Genomic DNA, 22,837 nt, shown 5'->3' with positions numbered 1-22,837 from the left:
GCGGCACGGGACGAACGTTCCTGCCCGACGCCCCCAAAGCCCCTGGCAGCCGCCACCCAGCGGCGCCACCGTGAAAGGAGGGTCGGGCCGCAGAGCCGGCCTGGCCTCCGCGACGGGAAGGACGTGCCGAAGATGCTCGAGGAGCGAACGTACCCGGTGCGCGTCGATGCCGCCGTCCGGCCCGCGGCCTCGCGCGGGCTGTGGCTGGTCAAGTGGCTGCTGCTGCTCCCGCACTACGTGATCCTGGCGTGCCTGTGGGTGGCGTTCGTGCTGACCAGCGTGATCGTGTTCTTCTCGGTGCTGTTCACCGCGCGCTACCCGCGCGCCCTGTTCGACTTCAACGTCGGGGTGCTGCGGTGGAGCTGGCGCGTCAACTACTACGGCTACGGCGCGCTGGGCACGGACCGCTATCCGCCGTTCACCCTCGCCGACGTGCCGGACTACCCGGCGCACCTCGACGTCGTCTACCCCGAGCGCCTGTCGCGGGGGCTGGTGCTGGTCAAGTGGTGGCTGCTGGCCATCCCGCACTACATCATCGTCTCGCTGTTCGTCGGCGGCGGCATCTGGCTGGGCACCCGCGGCAGCCACGCGGACGGCATCTGGGACACCGGCTGGGGCGCGGGCGGGCTGGTCGCCCTGCTGGTGCTGGTCGCCGGCATCGCGCTGCTGTTCTCCGGGCGGTACCCGCAGTCGCTGTACGACTTCGTGCTCGGCATGGACCGGTGGGCGCTGCGCGTCGCCGGCTACGCGGCCCTGATGACCGACGAGTACCCGCCGTTCCGGATGGACATGGGCGGTCGCGACCCCGCTTCGCTACCCGTCGGGCCGACCTCGCCTCCCGCATTCGGAAGCCCCTCCGGTTCCCCGGCCGAGACCGGCTACCCGAGCGCGCCCGGCTACCCGGCCGCGACCGGCGGTTCGGCAGCCCTGGCACGGGCGACGCCCGCCACGGCGTGGACCGCCGGCCGCGTCGCGGCACTGGTCGTGGGCGCGCTGCTGCTGTTCGGCGCGGCCGGCGCGTTCGTCGGCGGCGGCACGCTCGCATGGGCCGATCAGCACTATCGGGAAGGCAGCTACCTGATGACGCCGCGATCGGAGATGGCAACCGACCGCTACGCGATCGCGAGCGATTCGTTCCGCCTGGAGGGCAGCGGTCTGGACTGGTCGATGGAGGAGGTGGTCGGCTCGATCCGGCTCGAGGTCACCGCGACCGACCCGGGCGTCCCGCTGTTCATCGGCGTGGCGCGGGCGGAGGACGCCCGCCGCTACCTGCGCGACGTGGGCTACTCGGAGCTGGACCGGCTGGGACCGCGGTTCGGTGACGGGCGCTCGGACCGCTTGCGGACCACCGATCATTCGGGCGGAGCACCCGGCTCGCCGCCGGCGGAGGCCGGCATCTGGGTCGAGTCGTCCAGCGGCACGGGCACCCAGGCGCTCACGTGGCGGGCGTCGGAAGGCGATTGGATGGTCGTCGTCATGCGCGCCGACGGCACCGCCGGCATCAACGCGCAGGCGCGGGCCGGCGCCACCGTGCCGGGCCTGCCGTGGGTGATCGCCGGCATCTTCGTCGCCGGGGCGGTGCTGCTCGCGGTCGGGGCGCTGCTCGTGGGCGTTGCCGTCCACCGAGCCCAGGGCGGCGCGGACCGCGGTCCGGCGGCGACCAGCCGCGCCGGACCGGACCGGACCGAGGCTCAGTAGCCCTGCTGGACGTCGACGACGTTGCGCAGCGGCGTCCCGTCGAGGTAGCGGCGCAGGTTGTCGCAGAACAGGTCCGCGACCCGCTGCTCCTCCCCGACGTCGAGGGCGGCGGTGTGCGGGCTGACGATGACGTTGGGCAGATCCCACAGCGGGCTCGCCGGTTCCAGCGGCTCGCGCTCGAAGACGTCGAGCGCCGCCGACGCGACGTGGCCGCTGCGCAGTGCCGCGACGAGGGCCGCCTCGTCGATCACCGAGCCGCGCCCGACGTTCACCACCACGACGCCGGGCTTGCAGGCCGCGATCACCCGCGCATCGACCAGGTGCTCGGTGTGCGCGGTGCCCGGCAGCGTGACCACGACGTAGTCGGCGTCCCGCACCGCGTCGGTCAGCGCCTCGACGCCGAGGATGTCATCGAAGCCGGCGACCGGCTCGATCCGCCGCTTGATGCCGACGGTCCGCATGCCGAAGGCCTTCGCGCGGGACGCGATCGCGGCGCCGATCTCCCCGGCGCCGAGGACCAGGCAGGTGGCGCCGCGCAGCTGGGCTGTCGCGTGCCGGTCCGCCCACTCGTGAGCGGCCTGCTGCCGGCGCAGCCGGGCGAGGTCCTGGGAGCCGGCGAGCATGCCGAGCATCGCGAACTCGGCGAGGGGTTCGGCGTGCACCCCGGCGGACGTCGTCACCAGGACCCGCGCGAGCTGCTCGGCGTCGAGGTGCGCCTCGGTGACGAACGCTCCGGCGCCGGCCTGCGCGGCGTGCACCCAGCGCAGCCGGGGGTCCTGCTCGACGATGCGGCGCAGCCCGCTCGCCTGCAGCTCCGGGATCCCGTAGACGATCTCGCCGTGCGAGAGGTACTCGAAGAACCGGTCCCGCTCGGCGTCCGAGCGCGGCTGCGCCGGCGCGCCGTGGTGGTCGCCGAGGCGCCGCGGTCCGGGGAAGTGCGCCGGGTCGTAGTGGACCTCGACGCGCGGGTCGACCGCCTCGATCTGGCTGACCAGCGCTTCCGACATCGGTACCGCGACGGTGATCCGGACCTTCGAGCTCATCCTGCTACTCCCTCGTGGTGGTGGGCGTCCCGGCGACCTCAGGCGGCCGGACGATGCCGCGGGACGACGGCGACGTACACCTCGTCGCCGTCGACGAGCCGGGTGAACAGCATCCCGGAGCCGTCCAGGTCGCCGGCGTACTCGAGCTCGCCGGTGCGCTCGATCTTGTTCGTGACCTCGGGGCTCAGGCCCGTGACCGCGATGGTGACGTCGGTGTCGCGCAGCGCGATGATGGTGCGGCCGTTGCGTCCGGAGCGGGGGCGTGCGGTGACCGTCACCGCGGTGGTGACCCATTCGTGGGTGCCCAGGACGCGACGCGCCTTGCGCCGGTACAGCAGCCCGATGACGGACGCCGCGCCGAAGGACCCGCCGAGCAGGAACAGGAATCCTCCGAGGAACGCCCACGCGCCGCGCTGCGCGATCAGCAGGAGCCCGGCCACGATCAGCGCCAGCCCGATCACGATCGTCGTGACGAAGGCGCGGTCCTTGCCGCGCTCGTGCCGGCGGGTGCGTTCGTCGTCGGCGGCCGGGCTCATGCGCCCCTGGCCTCGGTGATGCTCGCGATCGCCCGGCAGCGGGCGAAGTACTCCAGCTCTCCCGGCGTGGGCCGCACCAGCAGCGAGGCGTCGTCGGCGAGGGTGCCGACGTACTCCAGGCGCTTCTGGTCGGCGATGACGTCCCGCAGCTCGAGCGGGTAGCGGGCCAGCGCGATGCGCCACTTGCCGTCCACCGTGTCGATGAGCGTCTTGGCCTGCTCGCTGTAGGCGTCGTCGTGCACGACGGTGGCGGCGACGGTCGTCCACTTCCCGCGCCGCAGCACGTTCCACTTCGACAGCTCCCGGAACATCAGGATCGACAGCACGAGCAGTCCGATCCCCACGACCACGAAGATCCAGCCCAGGATGTCGGCGAAGCTGCTGCGCAGCCCGGCGATGAGCAGCACGCCGATGAGCACCAGCGGCGCGCCGGCGATGAACGGCCCGACGGCGAATCGCGAGTTGACGGGTCCGTTCATTCGGCGTCCTCACCGGCGATCGCCCGCGCGACCGCTGTCGTGATCCCGGGGTCGAACACGCTCGGGATGATGTAGTTGGGGTTGAGCTGGTCGTCGGTGACGACACCGGCGATGGCGTACGCCGCGCGCAGCAGCATCTCGGTGGTCACAGCCGACGCCTTGGCGTCGAGCAGCCCGCGGAAGACGCCCGGGAACGCGAGCACGTTGTTGATCTGGTTGGGATAGTCGCTGCGGCCGGAGGCGACCACGGTCGCCCGCTTCGCGGCCTCGGCGATGTCGACCTCGGGATCGGGATTGGCCAGCGCGAACACGATGCGCTCGTCGGCCATCTCGTCGATCCACTCCGGCGCCAGCACGCCACCGGCGCTGACGCCGATGAACACGTCGGCGCCCTGCAGGCCGTCGCGCAGCTCGCCGCGGATCAGGTGCGGGTTGGTCTGCTGCGCGAGGGCCAGCTTGGCGGGCGCCAGCTCGAGGTCGTCGCGGCTCAGCAGGCCCTCCTTGTCCCACACCACCACGTCGTGGGCGTCGGCGGCCAGCAGCAGGGTCACGATCGCGGTGCCCGCGGCACCGGCTCCGGCGACGACGATGCGGGCGGTGTCGATGTTCTGCTTGACGAACCGCAGCGCGTTGGTGAGCGCCGCGAGGACGACGATCGCCGTCCCGTGCTGGTCGTCGTGGAAGACCGGGATATCCAGCCGCTCGCGCAGCCGCCCCTCGACCTCGAAGCAGCGCGGGGCCGCGATGTCCTCCAGGTTGATCCCGCCGAACCCGGGAGCGATCAGCTCGACGGTGCGCACGATCTCGTCGACGTCCTGGGTGTCCAGGCAGATCGGCCAGGCGTTGATCCCGGCGAACCGCTTGAACAACGCCGCCTTGCCTTCCATCACCGGCAGCGCCGCACCGGGTCCGAGGTTGCCGAGGCCGAGGACGGCGCTGCCGTCGGTCACTACCGCGACGGAGTTGCCCTTGATCGTCAGGCGACGGACGTCCTCCGGGTGCTCGGCCAGCGCCAGGCTGACCCGGCCCACGCCCGGCGTGTAGGCCATCGAGAGGTCGTCGCGGGTCTTCAGCGGGACCGTGGGCTCGACGCCGATCTTGCCGCCGATGTGCAGCAGGAACGTCCGGTCGGACACCTTGTGCACCTTGACGCCGGGAACCCCGCTGATCGCGGCGACCAGCTCCTCGGCGTGCGTGCCGTCGGCGGCCGAGCAGGTGAGGTCGACGACCAGGCGATCATGCCGCGACTCGACGATGTCCAGCGCGGTCGTGATGCCGCCGACCTGCGACACGGCGGTCGCCAGCTCACCGACGACGGCCGGGTCGGTGCCGGTGTGCAGCCGCACCGTGATCGAGTACGAGCCGGTGGTCGCCTTCGCGCGCTGCACCGGCAACGAGGTGTTGGCGTTCGCTTTGGACATGCCCACCAGTCTGTCACGCAGCCGCGCGCGGCCACCGACGCCCGTCGGGTGGTGCCGACGTCCCCGCGGCCGTCACGATGCGGTGGGTTCTGCCCCGCTCCGCCGTGCTGCGGTGGGTTCTGCCCCGCTGATCGGCCGATAGCGGGGTGCAACCCACCGCATGAGGACTACGGGGCGTACATGGCGTCGATCTGGGTGCGGTACTTCGCCTCGATCGGACGGCGGCGCAGCTTCATGGTCGGCGTCAGCTCGTCGCTCGCCGGCAGCCACTCCTCGGCGAGCACCGTGTACTTCTTGATCTGCTCGACGCGCGAGAGCCGGGCGTTGGCCGCCTGGACGGCCGCGTCGATCTCGGCGAGCAGCTGCTCGTCGCCGGCGAGCTCCGCGGGGGTCGCGCCATCGATGCCGTGCGCGCGGGCCCAGACCGGCAGCGCGTCGGGGTCGAGCACGATCAGCGCCGTGTTGTACGGGCGGCCGTCGCCGATCGCGACGGCCTGCCCGATCAGCGGCGACGCGGTCGTGAGCCGAGACTCGATCAGCGCCGGCGACATGTTCTTGCCGCCGGAGCTGATGATCAGCTCCTTCTTGCGGTCGATGATCCGCACGTAGCCGTCGTCGTCGATCGTCGCGATGTCACCGGTGTGCAGCCAGCCGTCGACGATCGTCTCGCGGTTCTTCTCCGGCAGGTTGCGGTAGCCGGGGGTGACGACGTCGCTCTTGACCAGCAGCTCGCCGTCCTCGCCGAGCTTCAGCCGGACGTTGTCCGGCGCCCGGCCGACGGTGCCGATGCGGATGTCCTCGATCGGGTTGGATGCGCCGAGGCCCGCGGTCTCGCTCATCCCCCAGATCTCCGAGACCGGCACTCCGATCGCGTGGAAGAACTCGAGCACCTCCGGCGGGGTGGGCGAGGCGCCGACGTTGGCGACGTCGATGCGGTCCAGCCCGAGCTGCCGGCGGATTCCGGCGAAGATCGCGGCGTCGGCCTGCTCGACGGCGGCGGCGAGCTCGGTGGGGACGGGCTGGCGAGACTGCTCGAGCTTGACCTTCTGGACGGCGGCGGCGAGCGCCGCCCGGATCTGCTCGCCCTGCTCCCCTGGGATGGACGCCAGCTTGGCCTCGACCGCCGACTTCAGCTTCTCCCACACCCGCGGGACGGCGAAGAACCAGGTCGGGCGGACCTGAGGCAGGTACTCGGCGATCCGCCGCGGGTCGGGACAGCAGGTCACCTCGATCCCGTGCCGCAGCGGCAAGTAGTGGTGCGCCATCCGTTCGGCGATGTGCGCCGCCGGAAGCCAGCTGATCACGCGGGCGTCGTCCGGCATCGTCACGCGGCCGTCCGCACCTTCGTACGCCGCGAGGATGTTGCGGTGGGTGAGCTGCACGCCCTTGGGGTCGCCGGTGGTGCCGGAGGTGTAGATGAGCGTGACGACGGTGTCGGCGCCGATGGCTGCCGACGCCTCCTCGAGGTCGTACGTCGAGGCACGACCGCGGTCCATGACCTCGTCGAGGGACAGCTCGCCGGGGCCCGGCTCGCCGTCCACCACGACCACCTCGACGGGTCGCGCGAGCTGCTCGCGGACCTGGCGGATCACCGGCAGGAACGCCTGCTCGGCGATGATCACCGAGGCGCCGGCGTCGTCGAGCAGGTACACGAGCTGCTCGGGTGCGAGCGTGTTGTACACGGACAGGGTGGCGGCCCCGAGCAGGATCCCGGCCAGGTCGCACACGTGGAACTCCGGCCGGTTGGTGAGCATCAGGGCGATCTGGTCGCCGCCGGAGACGCCAAGCTCGTGCAGGCCCTTCGCGATCGCCTCGGCGCGCTCGCCGACCTCGCGCCAGGTCCATGCGACGGCGTCCTCGTCGAGCGTCCGGAACGCGATCTTGTCAGGGGTCGCGGCCACCGTGCCGCGGAACGCATCGATGACCGTCTCGGGCATGGCGGCACTCCTTCAGTGTCGTCGTGGGTGGCCACAAGTTACGTGAGTCACACCCGTCGCGCCAGGGTCGTCGGGCCTCCTCGGTCCGGACGTCGAATGGTCAACCCGACCGAGGAGGAGTAGGCAGGGAGCATGACGACTTCCACCCCTGCCCAGCCCCCGCTGACCGCCGTCGCCCTCACCTGCAGCCTCAAGCCGTCGCCCGCCGAGTCCAGCACCGATCTGCTCGCGCAGCAGTTGCTCGACGAGCTCGGCAGCCACGGGGTGTCCGGCAGCCTCGTCCGCGTGGTGGATCACGACGTGGCTCCGGGCGTCGAGAAGGACATGGGCGACGGCGACGCGTGGCCGGCACTGCGCCGGAAGGTCCTCGATGCCGACATCCTCGTCCTCGCGACACCCACCTGGATGGGCCAGCACTCGAGCGTGTGCCAGCGGGTCCTGGAACGGCTGGACGCCGAGCTGTCCGAGACCGATGACGAGGGACGGCTGCTCACCTACGGCAAGGTCGCGATCGCGGCCGTCGTCGGCAACGAGGACGGCGCGCACCACATCGCCGCGATCCTCTACCAGGCGCTGAACGACGTCGGTTTCACCATCGCCGCGCAGGGCGGCACCTACTGGAACGGCGAGGCGATGCACACCACGGACTACAAGGATCTCGCCGACACCCCGGAGGTCACGGCGTCCGCCACCGCCGGGGCGGCACGCAACGCCGCGCACCTGGCCCGGCTGCTCGCGCGGTCGGCCTACCCGGCCGGCTGAGCGGTCGCGGCGCCAAGGGGGACGTCGGGGCGCGGGCCGCGGCTGGGAGGATGCCTAGGTGACTGAAGGATCCTCCGCGTCTCGCGTCCACCCCGTGTGGCTGGCCGTCTCCGCCGTGCTGCTGCTCGCCGTCAACCTGCGGATGGCGGTCAGCTCGGTCGGCGCCGTGCTGCCGGACGTCCGGGACGGCAGCGGGCTCGGCGGCTTCGCGACCGGTCTGCTGACGGCGCTGCCGCCGTTCTGCTTCGGCATCGCCGGCCTCACCGGCCCGGCGATCGCCCGCCGCATCGGCCTGCACCGCACCGCGCTGCTGACCCTGGTGCTGATCGCCGTCGGCCAGGTCGTGCGCGCCGCCGTGCCGGGCGCGCTCTGGCTGTTCGTCGGGTCGGTGGTCGCGCTCGCCGCGATCGCGTTGGCGAACGTGATCCTGCCGAGCATCGTGCGGGAGATGTTCCCGGGCCGGATCGCGGGGATGACGGCGGCGTACACCGTGGTCATGAGCCTGGCGCAGGCCATGGTGGCCTTCTCCACCATTCCGCTCATGCACGCCTTCGGCGGCGACTGGCGGCTCGGCATCGGCATGTGGGCCGCGGTCGCCGTGCTGGCGGTGCTGCCGTGGCTGCCGCTCGCGCGGCACGAGGCGCCGCCGGTGCGCACCAGCGCGCATCGGCTCCCGCTGCGCACGATCGCCCGGGTGCCCAAGGCGTGGATCCTGGCGCTGTTCTTCGGCAGCCAGTCGATGCAGGCGTACATCGCCTTCGGCTGGTACCCGACGCTGCTGCGCGACGAGGGCCTGGCACGCCAGTCCGCGGCAGCGCAGGTGGGGATCGTGTCGGTCGCGGCCACCATCGCGACGATCTTCGCACCCACGCTGCTCGGTCGGCTGCGGCGTCCGGCGATCGTCACCTGGGTGCTGTTCGCCGGCTACGTGCTGGGGTACCTCGGCCTGCTCGCGTGGCCGCTGCAGCTGACCACGCTGTGGTCGATCCTGATCGGCATCGGCCAGACGTACTTCCCGATCGCGCTGTACGTCGTGAACCTGCGGGCGAAGACACCGACCGGGGTGCTCTCGCTGTCGGGGTTCATGCAGTCCGTCGGCTACATCTGGGCCGGCACGGGCCTGCTGCTGCTCGGCACCATCCACGGCCGCAGCACGGACTGGAACGGGGTGCTGGTGGTGATGATCGGCCTGGTGTGCCTGCTGCAGATCCTCGCGGTGGTCAGCGTCAGCCGCTGGAGCATCGAGGAGGAGCTGCGCGAGCGCAGGCTGCTGCCGGCCGGCGCCGCACGCTGAGTGCCGGCACGATCGCAGCCGCGCTTAGCGCAGCGACCGAGGGGTCTCCGGGCCCTTGAGGGCGCCCGCGACGGCCACGCCGACGAACACCAGGGCCGCGATGACGCCCAGCCAGAACAGCGTCTTGATGACGAACCCGACGACCGAGATCGCCAGCAGGATGCCGAGGATGACCAGCAGTATCTTCATGCCCAGGAAACGTCGCGGCGCACCCGGATGTTCCGGCCGCTACCGGGCCGGCAGGGCCATGTCGAGCAGCCGGCGGGCCACCTTCAGAGCCTCGTCGCGATAACGCGTCTGGCCGATCCGGGTACGCCGGTCGATGAGGTCCTCGGCCGTCATCGCGAGCTCGCGCTCGATCGCCCAGACGAGCTCGACCCGCAGCACCGGCAGCTGCGGCACCACCCGCTCCAGCAGCTCGGCGCGTCCGTCGGCGAGCGCCAGGACCTGGGGCGCCTCGATGCCGTACCGGTGCACGAGCCGCTCGTCGGCGTCCACCTCGGCGAGCCGCCGCGGGGACGCCGCACCGACCAGCGGGATGTCGGCGGTCAGGCACTCGCCGGCCCACATCATGTTGGCCGACACCATCCGGTCGACCGCTTCGGCGGCCATCCGCCGGTACGTCGTGAGCTTGCCGCCGACCACGCTGACCGTGCCGTCGTCGGTGACGACGATGGCGTGCTTCCGCTCCAGATCGCCGTCCTTCTCGTCCTCGAGAACGGGGCGCAGGCCGGCGTAGCTGCCGACGACGTCCTCGGTGCGCAGCTGCACGGCGAGCGCGCGGTTGATCGTGCCGAGCAGCGACGCGACGTCCTCCGCCTCGACCGAGACGTCGTCGCTCGAGGCGGCCGGCCGGTCGGTGACGCCGATCAGCATGAGGCCGTCGGACTGTGGGATCGCGAACGCGACGTGCTCGGGCCGCCCGGCCACGGGGACGGCGAGCGCGGTGCGCGGGCTGCCCAGCAGCTCGGCGGGAACGAGCAGGTGGACGCCCTTGCGCGCCGTCAGGTGCAGCGCGGGCTCGAGGTCGGCGGCCCAGACGCCGGTGGCGTTGATGACCGCGCGCGCGTCCAGGCGCAGCGGCGTCCCGGTGAGGGTGTCGACGCACGCCACGCGGCCGCCGTCGATCGTGCGCGCCTCGACGCGGGTCAGGATGCTCGCTCCGTATTCGGCGGCGGTGCGAGCGACCGCGACGACCAGGCGCGCGTCGTCCTCGAGCTGGGCGTCGAAGGACAGCATCGCGCCGGACAGGTCGTCGCGACGCAGGCTCGGGAACAGGCCCTCGGCCTCGGCCGTCGACACCCGGCGCGGCTTGGGGATGATTCGCGAGCTGACGCCGCTGGTGCGGCGCACGACGTCGCCCACGTGCAGGCCGAGGCGGGTCAGCCGTCGGGTCCGGGCGGGGGTGTCGCCCAGCTCGGGGATCAGCATCGGCATCGGCCGCACCAGGTGCGGGGCGATCCGCTGCAGCAGCAGGCGGCGCTCGGCGGCCGACTCCCAGGCGAGGCCGACGCCGCCGGCGGCGAGGTACCGCGTGCCGCCGTGGATGACCCGGCTCGACGCCCCGCTGGTGCCGCTGGCGAGGTCGGCACGCTCGACGAGGACGACGCTCAGGCCACGGCTGGCCGCGTCGAGGGCGGCGCCGACACCGGTGATCCCGCCGCCGACGACGACGACGTCGACGGCCGGCCGCTCGGCCAGCTCGGAGAGGGTGGCCGTCCGGCGGGACGCGGTCAGGAAGGTGGAGTGCTCGTACACGGAGGCCTCATCTGGTGCTGCGTGGGGAAGTACTTCCGAGGCTAGGCCGCCCGGGCGCCCGAGTGCGGGAGGCGAGCGCGGACTGCCGTGGTTGCGGGCGCGGCCACTATGCTCGGCGCCGCGAGCCAGACCCTGAGGCCGTACGTCGAAAGCGAGGTCGGGACGCTGCGCACGGTGCTGAGGCACCGGGGGCGGTTCGTCGCTACGAGATCGTCACGCTCGTGTGGGCGGAGGGCGAGATCGCCAGAGTGAAGGCAAGTGTGTATTCCGACGCGGCAGGGCGGGGCACGCCTCTGAACGTCGTGGCCATCAGCCGGGCACTAGCGTCGCAGGGATCATTGATCGTTCGCGGCGGCTCGAAGTCGAACTTGAGGTAGTAGGCGCCGGCGCCGTCGTGCGAGAACGCGATTGGGTGCTCCGGACAGCCAGGAGAATCCTGCCAGACAAGTCGGAGAGTCGAGTCGTCGATCCACATCGCGAGGGGCTTCGCAGGATGGCCTGCCTGCTCCACGAGCCCCGAATCGGCTGGCTGCTGAATGTAGTCCAGCTTGATGTCGCCGGCACCTGACGAATTGTTCCCGCTCGGGGTCGAACAACCCGTCATCAGTAGCGTGAGGGCTACTGAGGTGATCGCGAATAGGGGCTTGTCTGTTCTGCTCTGCGCCGCACCCAATGGTCACACCCCCATACAAATATGGGATAGCCATCCAATTGGGAAATAGCAACCGTCGGCTGTCGCATTCGCGCTGAGACGAGACCGCGCAATTTGTCCGTCCTTGCTTGGTCCTAGCCAGCGACAGGTCGATCGCTGTCGCCACCGATGCAGGCCGCCGCCTATACCTCGGCAATCCGTTATCTGGAACGTTATATTCGCACGCGCCGCGACCACTATGCTCGGCGCCGTGAGCCAGACCCTGAGGCCGTACGTCGACAGCGAGGTCGGGACGTTGCGCACGGTGCTGTTGCACCGGCCCGGCGCGGAGCTCGCCCGGCTGACGCCGCGCAACAACGACGAGCTGCTGTTCGACGGCGTGCCGTGGGTCAGCCGCGCTCAGGAGGAGCACGACGCGTTCGCCGAGGCACTGCGCTCCCGCGGCGTCGAGGTGCTGCTGCTGAGCGACCTGCTCACCGAGGCGCTCGACATCCCGGTCGCCCGCGCGGAGGCGATCGCCGGCGTCCTGGCCGACCCGCGGCTGGGCGCCGACCTGGGCGACGCGGTCGCGCGGCACCTGGAGTCGCTGTCCACCGACGAGCTGTGCGCCGTGCTCATCGGCGGCATCTCCAAGCGCGAGCTGCCCTCCGGGCACGGCGTCGCGTGGTCGCTGATGGGCGACCACGACTTCGTCGTCCCGCCGCTGCCGAACTGCCTGTTCACCCGCGATTCGTCGGTGTGGCTGCGCGACCAGGTCGCCGTCACGTCGCTGGCGATGCCGGCGCGCGAACGAGAGTCGACGCTGACCGGAACGATCTACGCCCACCACCCGCGGTTCGCGATGTCGAGCAAGCTCTTCACGCCCGACTTCGAGCCGCTGGAAGGCGGCGACGTGCTGCTGCTCGCGCCGGGCACCATCGCCGTCGGCGTCGGCGAACGCACCACCCCGGCCGGCGCCGAGCGGCTCGCGCGAGCCGCGTTCGCGCGGGGCCTGGCCGAGACGGTGCTGGTCGTCCCGATCGCGCAGGACCGGGCGACGATGCACCTGGACACGGTCTGCACGATGGTCGACCACGACGCGATGATCATCTACCCGAACGTCGCCGACTCGATGGTCGCCTACGCGCTCACCGCGCCCGACGGGCCGCAGGCGCGGCTGCACGTCGGCGGCCCCACGCCGTTCCTGCAGGCCGCCGCCGCCGCGATGCGGGTCGAGCGGATCCGGATGATCGAGACCGACCTGGACCCAATCGCCGCCGAGCGCGAGCAGTGGGACGACGGCAACAACACGCTGTGCCTGGCACCGCGGCTGGCGGTCGCGTACGAGCGCAACCACGCCACCAACGCCGCGCTCGAGGCCGCCGGGATCGAGGTCGTCGAGATCGCCGGCTCGGAGCTCGGCTCGGGCCGCGGCGGACCCCGCTGCATGTCCTGCCCGATCACCCGCGACCCGCTGGACTAGGGCCGCGGGTCGCGTGACCGCCCGTGCGAGCGACGCTAGGTTGGAGCGCGTGACCGAGAAGCCCGCACCCCGCACGCCCACCACCGTCGACCGCATTGCCGACGAGTACTTCGACGCCTACCTCGCGCTGAGCCCGCTCGAGGCCACCGCCCTCGGCGTCGACCTGCGGCAGGACGAGTACGACGACCACTCCCCCGCCGGCATCGAGGCCAAGACCACGCTGGCGCGCGAGACGCTCAGCCGGCTCGGCGAGGCCGCACCCGTCGACGACGTCGACAAGGTCACCGTCGACGCGATGCGCGAGCGGCTCGGTCTGCAGATCGAGCGCGACGACGCTGCGCTGACCGCCGGCGCGATGAACAACATCCACTCCCCGGTGCAGTGGCTGCGCGACACGATCGACTCGATGCCGACCGCCACCGACGACGACTGGGCGACGATCGGGCGGCGCCTGCAGAAGACCCCGCAGGCGTTGGACGAGTACTTCGAGTCCCTGCGGTACGCCGCGAGCCGCGGCGTCCGGGCCGCCCGCCGCCAGGTGCAGGCCTGCATCGACCAGGCGACCGCGTTCACCGCGCCCGACGGCTACTTCGCGACCTTCCTCGCCGGCTCGTCGGCGACGGGCGCGGCGCGGGAGGAGCTCGCCAAGGGCGTGGAGACGGCGTCCTCGGCGTACCGCGAGACCGCGCGCCGGCTCGCCGACGACTGGCTGGCGTCCGCACCGGAGCAGGACGGCGTCGGCCGGGAGCGCTACCAGCTCGAGTCGCGGGTGTTCCTCGGCTCGACCATCGACCTCGAGGAGACCTACGCCTGGGGCCAGGACGAGCTGGCCCGGATCACCGACCTCATGAACCGGACGGCGCAGCAGATCAAGCCCGGCGCGACCGTCCGCGAGGCCATCGCCACGCTCGACGCCGACCCGGCGTACCAGCTGCACGGCACGGACGAGCTCAAGCGCTGGATGCAGGGCAAGGCCGACGAGGCGATCGCGATGCTCGGCGCGACGCACTTCGACATCCCCGAGCCGGTCGCGCGCATCGAGTGCATGATCGCGCCGACGCAGAGCGGCGGGATCTACTACACCGCACCGTCCGAGGACTTCACCCGCCCGGGACGCATGTGGTGGTCGGTGCCCAAGGGCGTCACCGACTTCGGCACCTGGCGGGAGCTGACCACCGTCTACCACGAGGGGGTGCCGGGGCATCACCTGCAGATCGGGCAGACGGCGTACCGCTCGGAGCTGCTGAACCGGTGGCGGCGGATGGGCTGCTGGGTGTCCGGGCACGGCGAGGGCTGGGCGCTGTACAGCGAGTGGCTGATGGCCGACCTGGGCTACATGGACGATCCGGGCAACCGGATGGGGCTGCTCGACGCCCAGTCGATGCGGGCCGCCCGCGTGGTGCTGGACGTCGGCTTTCACTGCGGCTTCGCGGCCCCTGCCGAGGTCGGCGGCGGCGAGTGGACCTACGACAAGGCGTGGGCGTTCCTGAAGAACCACGTCAACATGGACGACGGGTTCCTGCGCTTCGAGCTGGACCGTTACCTCGGCTGGCCCGGGCAGGCACCGTCGTACAAGCTCGGCGAGAAGCTGTGGCTCGAGCTGCGTGAGGAGAGCAAGCGGCGCGCGGGCGCGCAGTTCGACCTGAAGGCCTTCCACCGGCGCGCGCTGGACGTCGGCTCGGTCGGCCTGGACACCCTGCGCAGCGCCGTCCTCGGCGAGCTGTAGCGGCTCGGTCACGGGCTATGCATTCGACCCCGCCGCGTCTCGACGTCGCCTCCGCCTAGCGGCTCCGGCTCGCTCGACGACCGTGGAATCCTCCGCCGACCGCGGGGTGCGCCGCAGACCCGTAGCGTCCGCCGGCTGTTCAACGGTCGTCGAGCGAGCGAGGAACGAGCGACGTCGAGACGCCGCACGCCGACCGTTCACCGCGCCGCGTCTCGACGTCGCCTCCGCCTAGCGGCTCCGGCTCGCTCGACGACCGTGAATGGCAGCGTCGACGACCGGGAAGGGCAGCGTCGACGACGCAGGCCGAGGACGCTGCTAGCGGAGGGCGACCTGGCGGCCGATGATGCCGGCCCGCGCGCGGCGCTCCGCCTCGGTCAGCGGCGCGTCGTTCGACACGGCCTCCTCGAGGCGGGCGAGCAGCTCAGCGGCCGGCTTCTCGAACTCGCTCGGGTGCGCGTCGATCGGCACGTCCCACACCGGCACCAGCACACCGTGGCCGCGGAACTGGCCCGCGAACTTGGTGTCCTCACCCAGGGTGAGCTGCCCGGCCGCCGACAGCCTGGCCATCGCGTCGAGCAGCGCGTCCTCGGCGTACGGCATGGGCCAGCGGACGTGCGCCTTCGGGCCGGGCGCGCACCAGTACGCCGCCTCGACGCCCTGCAGCCGCACGGTCGGGAACGCCGTCGCGTTGGCGCGCTCGAGGGAGGCCTTCACCTCGGCCGACTGGTTGTCGGCGTCCACCAGCCAGAACGAGAAGTCGTCGTGCACGGTCACCTCGAGCGGCGCGTCGGTGAGCAGGTCGGCCAGGGTCGGCCCGTCCAGCGGCGCGCTCTCGATCGGCAGCAGGTCGCCGGGCTTGGCCTCGAGGGCACGCACGATCGCGTGCGCGATGTCCCGCGACGGGTCGGACGACGGGATCGTGGTCTGCGCCGCGACCAGGATCGAGCCGTCCTCGCGGACCATCGCCGGCACGGCCATGGGCAGCACGGTGCCGAGGATGACCGGGCGGCCAGGGTCCGTCTTCAGCGACAGCGGCGCGGTCGCCGCCGGCACCAGCTCGCGCAGCGCGATCCAGTCGCACTCGCTGGGGGTGCCCTCGAACGAGCGCGCCACGATGGGCCGGTCGACGCGCTTGACGCGCTCGCGCTTCGGCCTGCCGGACGAGGCGTGGCGCTCGGCGTTCTTCTTCATCCGCTCGGACTTCTTGCTCATGGGGAGCGAGTCTAGGGGCGCACCACCCGACGCCCGCGCCCAGCGCCGGCCGCCGCAGGCCGGTCACCTCACGCGCTGCCGGCTCGTCGCGCCCGGAGCCGCGCCGCCGCGGGTCGGCGCACAGCGCGGCGACGTAACCTCGAGCGCATGCCGATAGCCGCTGCCCTCGCCCTGGACGTCGTGCTCACCGTCGTGTTCGCCACGATCGGCCGAGCGAGCCACGCCGAGGGCATCACCGCGTCCGGGGTGGTGCACACCGCCTGGCCGTTCCTCGTAGGGCTGCTCGTCGGGTGGGCGCTCGCCGCGGCGCTCACCGCGCGGCGGCGGACCGGCGCGAGCGGCGGCTGGGCGCGGTCGATGACCGCCGGTGTCCCGATCTGGCTGTGCACGGTGGCCGTCGGCATGGTCCTCCGGCGGTTGGCCGGTGAGGGGACGGCGCTCGCGTTCGTGATCGTCGCGACGATCACCCTCGGCGTCCTGCTGCTCGGCTGGCGCGCGGTGGTTCTACTGACCGCACGACGCCGCGCCGCCCGAGCAGACAGCCCCGAGCCGGCAGCGGGTCGCGCCCCGGCTGCCTGAGCCCTTCCGAGCGGGCAGCGGGTGGCACCCGACCCGTGTGAGCCAACTATCATGCTGAGAACATCCGCGGTCGCGACCTGCCGGTACGCCGCCGCGGAGCACGGGGTCGCTCGTCCCCACGAGCGCAGCAACGAAAGGTGCACCGCCATGCAGGGGCTCATGCAGGACTACCAGCTGACGCTCGTCAACATCTTCAACCGGATGGAACAGCTCTATCCGGACCACACGGTGGTCACCGGCGGACCCAGGCCGAGCCGTTACACCTACGCCGAGGTGTGCCAGCGGATCCGCCGCCTCGCCACCGTCCTCGACGACCTCGGGCTGGAGAAGGACGCCGTCATCGGCACCTTCTGCTGGAACCACGTGCAGCATCTGGAGCTGTACTACGCGGCGCCGTGCACCGGCCGCGTGCTGCACACCCTGAACATCCGGCTGTTCCCGCAGCAGATCGAGTACATCGCCAACCACGCCGGTGACCAGGCGATCTTCGTCGACCGGTCGCTGCTGCCGCTGCTGCTGCCGCTGCGCGAGAAGCTGCCCGTCGTCACCAAGTACATCGTCATCGACGACATCCCCGAAGGCCAGGACGGCCCGGAGGTCCCGGACGACGACGAGTTCTACGACTACGAGACGCTGCTGGCCGCCGCCGCGCCGCGCGAGGGCGAATTCGAGGCGCCCGACGAGAACAGCGCGGTCGCGTTCTGCTACACCTCCGGCACGACCGGCAACCCCAAGGGCGTGCTGTACTCGCACCGCTCGATGTGGCTGCACGCGATGGCGGGCACCTCGACCGCCGGCATCGGCGTCAAGCCGTCGGACACCGTCATGCCCGTGGTCCCGATGTTCCACGCCAACGCCTGGGGCTTCATCCACTCCGGGCCGATGGTCGGCGCCAACCTGGTGCTGCCGGCGTCCGACATGACCCCGCACGGGCTTTCCAAGCTCATCGTCGACGAGGGCGTCACCCTCGCGGCCGGCGTGCCGACGATCTGGCAGGGCATCGTCCCGCTGTTCGATCAGTACGACTTCAGCAAGCTCGACCGCATCCTGTGCGGCGGGTCGGCGGTGCCGGCCGGTCTGATCACCGAGTGGCGCCGCGTCGACGTCCTCGTGTGGCAGGCGTGGGGCATGACCGAGACCAACCCGGTCGCCACCGGGGCCGTCATCGACCCGCGGCTCGACGGCAAGACCGAGGACGAGCTGCTGCCGCACCGCGCCCGCGCCGGCACCCCGTTCCCCGGCGTCGAGTTCCGCATCGTCGAGCCCGACACCACGACCCCGTTGCCGTGGGACGACGCCACGACCGGCGACCTGCAGGTGCGTGGGCCCTGGATCGCCCGCGACTACTACAAGCCGGACGCCGGTGTCACCCTGTGCACCGAGGACGGCTGGATGTCGACCGGCGACGTCGCCGCCATCGACCCGTACGGCTCGATCCGGATCGCCGACCGCACGAAGGACCTCGTCAAGTCCGGTGGCGAGTGGATCTCCTCGGTGGACATCGAGAACATCCTGATGGGCCACCCGAAGATCCGCGAGGCCGCGGTCATCGGCATCCCGCACCCGAAGTGGGACGAGCGCCCGTTGGCGTGCGTCGTGCTCGAGCCGGGCGAGCAGATGAGCGCCGACGACGTGAAGGAGTTCCTCGCGCCGCAGATCGCCAAGTGGTGGATGCCCGACGCCATCGAGTTCATCGACGAGGTGCCCAAGACGAGCGTGGGCAAGATGAGCAAGAAGGACCTGCGCAGCCAGTTCAGCGACTACAAGCTGCCGACCGCATAGCCCCGACGCAGAGCAGGAGCTGATCACGCACATGGTGCAGACGATTGAGGCGAACGGGCTCGAGCTGGCCTTCGACGAGCGCGGGGATGCCGGTGCGCCCCCGCTGCTGCTCGTCGCGGGCCTGGGCATGCAGCTGACCGGGTGGCGTGACGGCTTCTGCGACGCGCTCGCGTCCCGTGGCCTGCGGGTCATCCGCTACGACAACCGCGACAGCGGGCTGTCGACGCACTTGGACGACGCCCCGGCGCCCGACCTGTCCGCGGTGCGCGGCGGTGATCTCTCGAGCGTGACGTACACGCTGCGCGACCTCGCCGCCGACGCCGCCGGGCTGCTGGACGCGCTGGGCATCGACCAGGCGCACGTGGTCGGGATGTCGATGGGCGGCATGATCGTCCAGCAGCTGGCGCTGGACTTCCCGCAGCGCGTGGCGTCGCTGACCTCCATCATGTCGACCACCGGCGACCGGGCGGTCGGCGCGGCGACCGCCGAGGCGACCGCGGCGCTGATGACGCCCGTACCGCTCGACCGCGCCCAGGCGATCGACAAGCTCACGGCCGACAGCCGGGTGATCGGCTCCCCCGGCTTCGCCTTCGACGAGGAGGCGGTGCGCGCCCGGCACGCCGCGGCGTTCGACCGCGCCGTCTACCCGGTCGGCACGGCCCGCCAGTTCGCCGCGATCGCGGTCAGCCCCGACCGCACACCGGCGCTGCGCGGGCTGTCGGTGCCGGCCCTGGTCATCCACGGCGCGGACGATCCGTTGATCGCCGTCTCCGGCGGCGAGGCCACGGCGGCCGCGATCCCCGGGTCGCGGTTCGTGGCGTACGACGGGATGGGGCACGACCTGCCCGAGGAGCTGTGGGAGCAGATCGCCGACGAGATCGCGCAGCTCGCGCTCGGCGCCGTACCCCGCTGACGCGCCCGACTCGCGGCGTACTGCGGTACCGGAATCGTGGTGATTCGGTACCGAAGTACGCCGCACGTCAGTTCTCGGAGACGAGGCCCTGCAGGCCGAAGGCCTCGAGGAAGGCCTCGACGAGCTCCGGGTCGCCCTGCGGCGCGCAGTGCAGCGGGGTGCCGTCGCGGCGGGCCAGCCACAATGCCTCGGCGTCGAGGGCGACGGTCACGTCAGGAGTGCCGGCCGACGGCTCGAGGTCGGCCCGCTCATCGGCCGGCCCCTTGACCAGGTCCACGGTCGACGCGTCGGGGGCGACCACGCGCACCCGCATCGGCGGCAGGGTCGCATGCTGGTAGGGCTGCAGGAAGCCGCGCGCCATCCGGAACGCGCCGGTCTCGCGCGGATCTCCGGTGACGAGGTGCCCGGTATCGATGTGGTCGACGCCGAACCGGGCCAGGGCGCGCAGCACCGGTCCGGCGCCGCGGCCGGCCTCGGTCAGCTCGTAGCCGGACGGCGTCGCCGCGACCAGCCCCCGCGCGGCGAGGGTGCGCAGCCGTTCGGTCAGCAGGTTCGGCGCGATCCCGGGGCAGGCCTGCTTGATCTCGGAGAACCGGCGCGGGCCGTACAGCATCTCGCGCAGGATCAGCAGGACCCAGCGGTCACCGAGGACGTCGAGGGCCGCGGCCACGGGGCAGAACTGCCCGTAGGTGCGCGCCGCGCGGGCCGTCTCCACCATGCGCCTCTCCCTCCGCAGTCGGTTGATGAATTATATCGCCGCAGCGGGGTTGCCGGCCTGCTCGCGCGCGGTCGGCCTCTGCCGCGTGGCAGGATCGGGGCATGACGAGCATTCCGCAGGCCTCCGTTGACCAGCTGCCCGCCGACGCCGCCATCCTCGACGTACGCGAGGACGACGAGTGGCAGGCCGGACACATCGACGGCGCCGTACACATCCCCCTGACCGACGTCCCGCAGCGGCTCTCGGAGCTGCCGGAGGGTGATCCCATCTACGTGGTCTGCCGCTCCGGGGGCCGCAGCGCCCGCGCGACGGAGTTCCTCAACAGCAGCGGTATCGAGGCCGTCAACGTGGACGGCGGCATGCGCGCCTGGGAGGCCTCCGGCAAGCCGATGACCAGCGGCTCCGGCGCCAAGCCCACCGTCATCTAGCCACTTCTCGAACCGGCCGGCGGCCCGGCACCGGAGGCACCGGTGCCGGGTCGCCGGTTTTTTGTCCACCGAGGGCTGGCGCCCTCGCAGGATCGTCGCGTACGTTGTCGGTAGTTTATATTTTATACCGATGGAGTGGCCATGGAATCTCGACGTCCGGCACTGGTCCTGCTCGCCACCGGAATGGCGATGTTCGCGGTCTTCCTGGACACCACGATCCTGTACGTGGCGTTCCCGTCGATCGGCGCGACGTTCCGCGACGTCGGCCCCGGCGGCCTCTCCTGGGTGCTCAACGCCTACACGATCACCTTCGCCGCGCTGCTGATCCCGGCCGGGCGGCTGGCCGACCGGATCGGGCGACGCCGGCTGTTTCTCGGGGCGGTGGTCCTGTTCACCGCGGCGTCGATGCTCTGCGGGCTGGCGGTCAGCGTGCCGATGCTGGTCGCCAGCCGGGTGCTGCAGGCGGTCGGCGCCGCTGCGATGGTGCCGTCCTCGCTGGCGGTCGTCCTGCAGTCGTTCCCCAAGGAGCAGGTGCCGCGCGCCGTGGCCGTCTGGGGCGCGGTGGGCGCCGTTGCCGGCGCGGCCGGTCCGTCGCTCGGCTCACTGGTGGTCGAGCGGCTCGACTGGCGGTGGGCGTTCTTCATCAACCTGCCGGTCGGCGTCTTCAGCTGGCTGCTCAGCCGGCGGGTGCTGCCCGAGGGGCGCGAGCGCAACTCGGGACCGATCCCGGACCCGTTCGGCGCCGCTCTGTTGATCGTCGCGCTGTCGTGCATCAGCTACGGCATCGTGCACAGCGAGGGCGACGGCTGGGCGTCTCCCGTGGTCCTCGGCACCATCACCGCAGGGATCCTCGTGGTCGGCGTCTTCGTCTGGCGGTGCGCCCGGGTGAGCGCGCCGGTGCTCGACCTCCGGCTGTTCCGCTCGGCCAACTTCTCGGTCGCCAACACCGCGATGCTGATCTACTCCGTCGGGTTCAGCACGCTGTTCCTCGGCAACATCCTGTTCCTGACCGGCGTGTGGCACTACTCGATCCTGCAGGCGGGCCTCGCCGTGTCCATCGGTCCGACGATCGTCGCGATACTGGCGCCGCGCATGGGTCGGCTGGCCGGCCGGGTCGGGCAGCGCGCGATCCTGCTCCCCGGTGGTCTGGTGTGGGCGAGCGCATCCGTGTGGCTGATGCTGCGCGCCGACGCCGAGCCGGCGTGGGCGGCGACCTTCCTGCCGGCGACCGTGATCGGTGCGGTCGGCGTGTCGATGTGCATGCCGCAGCTCGGCTCGGCCGCCGTGAAGGACCTGCCCCCGAACCGACTGGGACAAGGCTCGGCGGTGAGCCAGGCGACGCGCAACCTCGGCACGACGTTCGGCGTCAGCCTCACCATCGCCCTCCTCGCCCAGCACGGGGGCCTGCAGGGCTTCCACCACACCTGGCTCGTCGTCCTGATCAGCGGCAGCTGCGTGTCGCTGCTGGCGATCCTGCTGCCGCGTCACCGCAGCCTGCCGCTCTCGGCCGAGGAGGTCGCCGGCGACACGGCACCGGCGGTGGCTACTTCAGCAGCCGGTCCATCCGCCGGTCGTTGAGCTTGCGGCCGCCGGTCTGGCAGGTCGGGCAGTACTGGTAGCTCTTGTCGGCCAGCGAGATCTCGGCGATCAGGTCGCCGCAGTCGGGGCACGGCAGGCCGGTGCGCGCGTGCACCTTCAGTCCGGTGCGCTTCTCGGCCTTCAACGAGGCCGCCTTCTGTCCGACCGATCGTGCGACGGCGTCCGACTCGACCTGCACGATCGCGCTCGCCAGGACGTCGAGCTCCTCGTCGGTGAGCTTGTTGGCGATCTTGAACGGCGAGAGGCGTGCGGCGTGCAGGATCTCGTCGCTGTAGGCGTTGCCGATTCCCGCGATCACTCTCTGGTCCACGAGCGTGTTCTTGATCCGGCCGCTCTGCGTGGCCAGCAGCACCTTCAGCGAGGCCGCGTCGATGCCCAGCGCGTCCGGGCCGAGCCGGGCGATGCCGGGCACCTCGTGCGGGTCGCGGACGACGTACACCGCCAGGCCCTTCTTCGTGCCGGCCTCGGTGAGGTCGAAGCCGCTGCCGTCGTCCAGATGCAGGCGCAGCGCGAGCGGCCCGCGGCCCGGCCGCGGCGGGGCCTTCGGCAGCTCGTCGCTCCAGCGCAGCCACCCGGCGCGCGCCAGATGGATGACCAGGTGGATGCCGTCGACATCGATGTCGAGGAACTTCCCGTGCCGTCCCACTCCCGAGACGCTCAGGCCCTGCAGCGCGGTGAACGGCGGGTCGAAGGTCTTGATCGCGGAGATCGCGGCGAGGTCGATCCGCTCGACGAACTTTCCGGTCATGTGCTCGCGCAGGTGATGGGCGAGCGCCTCGACCTCGGGTAGCTCTGGCATGGCCTCATCGTGCCACGACGCCGGCGCGGGCCCCACCCG

21 protein-coding genes are annotated in these 22,837 nt (G+C 71.7%); 10 read left to right on the top strand and 11 right to left on the bottom strand.

Annotation, left to right across the window (positions count from 1 at the left end):
• Nucleotides 1–132: 132 nt before the first annotated feature.
• The gene (locus tag F8A92_RS04805; protein ID WP_153503867.1) at nt 133–1,698 is read left to right on the top strand and encodes a DUF4389 domain-containing protein; all 1,566 of its coding nucleotides are present in this window, start codon (nt 133–135) and stop codon (nt 1,696–1,698) included.
• Here F8A92_RS04805 and F8A92_RS04800 read toward each other — a convergent pair.
• From F8A92_RS04800 to F8A92_RS04780, 5 genes are all read right to left on the bottom strand, one after another.
• Nucleotides 1,692–2,741: a D-2-hydroxyacid dehydrogenase gene (locus tag F8A92_RS04800; protein WP_153503865.1), complete on the bottom strand. Its 1,050-nt coding sequence runs from the start codon at nt 2,739–2,741 to the stop codon at nt 1,692–1,694. The genes F8A92_RS04805 and F8A92_RS04800 overlap by 7 nt on opposite strands.
• Nucleotides 2,742–2,779: 38 nt before the next feature.
• The gene (locus F8A92_RS04795; RefSeq protein WP_153503863.1) at nt 2,780–3,277 is read right to left on the bottom strand and encodes a hypothetical protein; all 498 of its coding nucleotides are present in this window, start codon (nt 3,275–3,277) and stop codon (nt 2,780–2,782) included.
• Entirely contained in the window at nt 3,274–3,756 is a 483-nt protein-coding gene (locus tag F8A92_RS04790) for a hypothetical protein (protein ID WP_153503861.1), read from the bottom strand. Before F8A92_RS04790 ends, F8A92_RS04795 begins: the two co-directional genes overlap by 4 nt.
• Nucleotides 3,753–5,177: an NAD-dependent malic enzyme gene (locus tag F8A92_RS04785; RefSeq protein WP_153503860.1), complete on the bottom strand. Its 1,425-nt coding sequence runs from the start codon at nt 5,175–5,177 to the stop codon at nt 3,753–3,755. Before F8A92_RS04785 ends, F8A92_RS04790 begins: the two co-directional genes overlap by 4 nt.
• 167 nt (nt 5,178–5,344) lie before the next feature.
• Complete coding sequence (locus F8A92_RS04780) at nt 5,345–7,114, bottom strand: AMP-dependent synthetase/ligase (protein WP_153503858.1); 1,770 nt, start codon at nt 7,112–7,114, stop codon at nt 5,345–5,347.
• 132 nt (nt 7,115–7,246) lie between these two features.
• Here F8A92_RS04780 and F8A92_RS04775 point away from each other — a divergent pair, with 132 nt between their 5' ends.
• Both F8A92_RS04775 and F8A92_RS04770 read left to right on the top strand, forming a co-directional pair.
• Nucleotides 7,247–7,876, top strand: coding sequence for a flavodoxin family protein (locus tag F8A92_RS04775; protein WP_153503857.1), 630 nt, complete (start codon nt 7,247–7,249; stop codon nt 7,874–7,876).
• A gap of 58 nt (nt 7,877–7,934) precedes the next feature.
• A complete protein-coding gene (locus tag F8A92_RS04770; RefSeq protein ID WP_153503855.1) occupies nt 7,935–9,170 on the top strand; it encodes an MFS transporter in 1,236 nt (411 codons plus the stop codon).
• Nucleotides 9,171–9,194: 24 nt separating this feature from the next.
• On the opposite strand, the gene F8A92_RS04765 is transcribed toward F8A92_RS04770, so the two are convergent.
• The 3 genes from F8A92_RS04765 to F8A92_RS04755 form a co-directional block, all read right to left on the bottom strand.
• The gene (locus F8A92_RS04765) at nt 9,195–9,359 is read right to left on the bottom strand and encodes a hypothetical protein (protein WP_153503853.1); all 165 of its coding nucleotides are present in this window, start codon (nt 9,357–9,359) and stop codon (nt 9,195–9,197) included.
• A 39-nt stretch (nt 9,360–9,398) separates the two neighbouring features.
• Entirely contained in the window at nt 9,399–10,928 is a 1,530-nt protein-coding gene (locus F8A92_RS04760; RefSeq protein WP_228389211.1) for a glycerol-3-phosphate dehydrogenase/oxidase, read from the bottom strand.
• Between the two features lie 202 nt (nt 10,929–11,130).
• Nucleotides 11,131–11,601 (bottom strand): hypothetical protein, encoded by a 471-nt coding sequence (locus F8A92_RS04755; RefSeq protein WP_153503852.1) that lies wholly within the window; start codon nt 11,599–11,601, stop codon nt 11,131–11,133.
• A 229-nt stretch (nt 11,602–11,830) separates the two neighbouring features.
• Between F8A92_RS04755 and F8A92_RS04750 the strand changes: the two genes are divergently transcribed.
• Both F8A92_RS04750 and F8A92_RS04745 read left to right on the top strand, forming a co-directional pair.
• Nucleotides 11,831–13,042 (top strand): arginine deiminase, encoded by a 1,212-nt coding sequence (locus F8A92_RS04750; RefSeq protein WP_228389210.1) that lies wholly within the window; start codon nt 11,831–11,833, stop codon nt 13,040–13,042.
• Nucleotides 13,043–13,091: 49 nt separating this feature from the next.
• Nucleotides 13,092–14,768, top strand: coding sequence for a DUF885 domain-containing protein (locus F8A92_RS04745; protein WP_153503850.1), 1,677 nt, complete (start codon nt 13,092–13,094; stop codon nt 14,766–14,768).
• A 315-nt stretch (nt 14,769–15,083) separates the two neighbouring features.
• Here the strand turns inward: F8A92_RS04745 and F8A92_RS04740 are convergent, their stop codons facing one another.
• Nucleotides 15,084–15,980: a DUF5926 family protein gene (locus F8A92_RS04740; RefSeq protein ID WP_228389209.1), complete on the bottom strand. Its 897-nt coding sequence runs from the start codon at nt 15,978–15,980 to the stop codon at nt 15,084–15,086.
• Nucleotides 15,981–16,127: 147 nt separating this feature from the next.
• Here F8A92_RS04740 and F8A92_RS04735 point away from each other — a divergent pair, with 147 nt between their 5' ends.
• The 3 genes from F8A92_RS04735 to F8A92_RS04725 all read left to right on the top strand — a co-directional run bounded on the left by F8A92_RS04735 (nt 16,128) and on the right by F8A92_RS04725 (nt 19,254).
• Nucleotides 16,128–16,559 (top strand): DUF3054 domain-containing protein, encoded by a 432-nt coding sequence (locus F8A92_RS04735; protein ID WP_153503848.1) that lies wholly within the window; start codon nt 16,128–16,130, stop codon nt 16,557–16,559.
• A 147-nt stretch (nt 16,560–16,706) separates the two neighbouring features.
• Nucleotides 16,707–18,341, top strand: coding sequence for a long-chain fatty acid--CoA ligase (locus F8A92_RS04730; RefSeq protein ID WP_153503846.1), 1,635 nt, complete (start codon nt 16,707–16,709; stop codon nt 18,339–18,341).
• Nucleotides 18,342–18,372: 31 nt separating this feature from the next.
• Nucleotides 18,373–19,254 (top strand): alpha/beta fold hydrolase, encoded by an 882-nt coding sequence (locus F8A92_RS04725; protein ID WP_228389208.1) that lies wholly within the window; start codon nt 18,373–18,375, stop codon nt 19,252–19,254.
• 67 nt (nt 19,255–19,321) lie between these two features.
• On the opposite strand, the gene F8A92_RS04720 is transcribed toward F8A92_RS04725, so the two are convergent.
• Nucleotides 19,322–19,972: a winged helix-turn-helix transcriptional regulator gene (locus F8A92_RS04720; RefSeq protein WP_153503844.1), complete on the bottom strand. Its 651-nt coding sequence runs from the start codon at nt 19,970–19,972 to the stop codon at nt 19,322–19,324.
• A gap of 101 nt (nt 19,973–20,073) precedes the next feature.
• Here F8A92_RS04720 and F8A92_RS04715 point away from each other — a divergent pair, with 101 nt between their 5' ends.
• On the top strand, nt 20,074–20,400 hold the full coding sequence (locus F8A92_RS04715) for a rhodanese-like domain-containing protein (protein WP_153503842.1): 327 nt from the start codon (nt 20,074–20,076) through the stop codon (nt 20,398–20,400).
• 141 nt (nt 20,401–20,541) lie between these two features.
• Nucleotides 20,542–21,978, top strand: a complete 1,437-nt coding sequence (locus F8A92_RS04710) for a DHA2 family efflux MFS transporter permease subunit (RefSeq protein WP_153503840.1) — start codon at nt 20,542–20,544, stop codon at nt 21,976–21,978.
• Here the strand turns inward: F8A92_RS04710 and F8A92_RS04705 are convergent.
• Nucleotides 21,944–22,798 (bottom strand): Fpg/Nei family DNA glycosylase, encoded by an 855-nt coding sequence (locus tag F8A92_RS04705; RefSeq protein WP_153503838.1) that lies wholly within the window; start codon nt 22,796–22,798, stop codon nt 21,944–21,946. The genes F8A92_RS04710 and F8A92_RS04705 overlap by 35 nt on opposite strands.
• Nucleotides 22,799–22,837: the final 39 nt, after the last annotated feature.

It is taken from the genome of Cumulibacter manganitolerans (genome assembly GCF_009602465.1).
In the GTDB taxonomy this organism is placed as follows: Bacteria; Actinomycetota; Actinomycetes; order Mycobacteriales; family Antricoccaceae; genus Cumulibacter; species Cumulibacter manganitolerans.
Note: the sequence above shows the minus strand (reverse complement) of the source record. Positions and strands in the feature narration are given on the sequence as shown.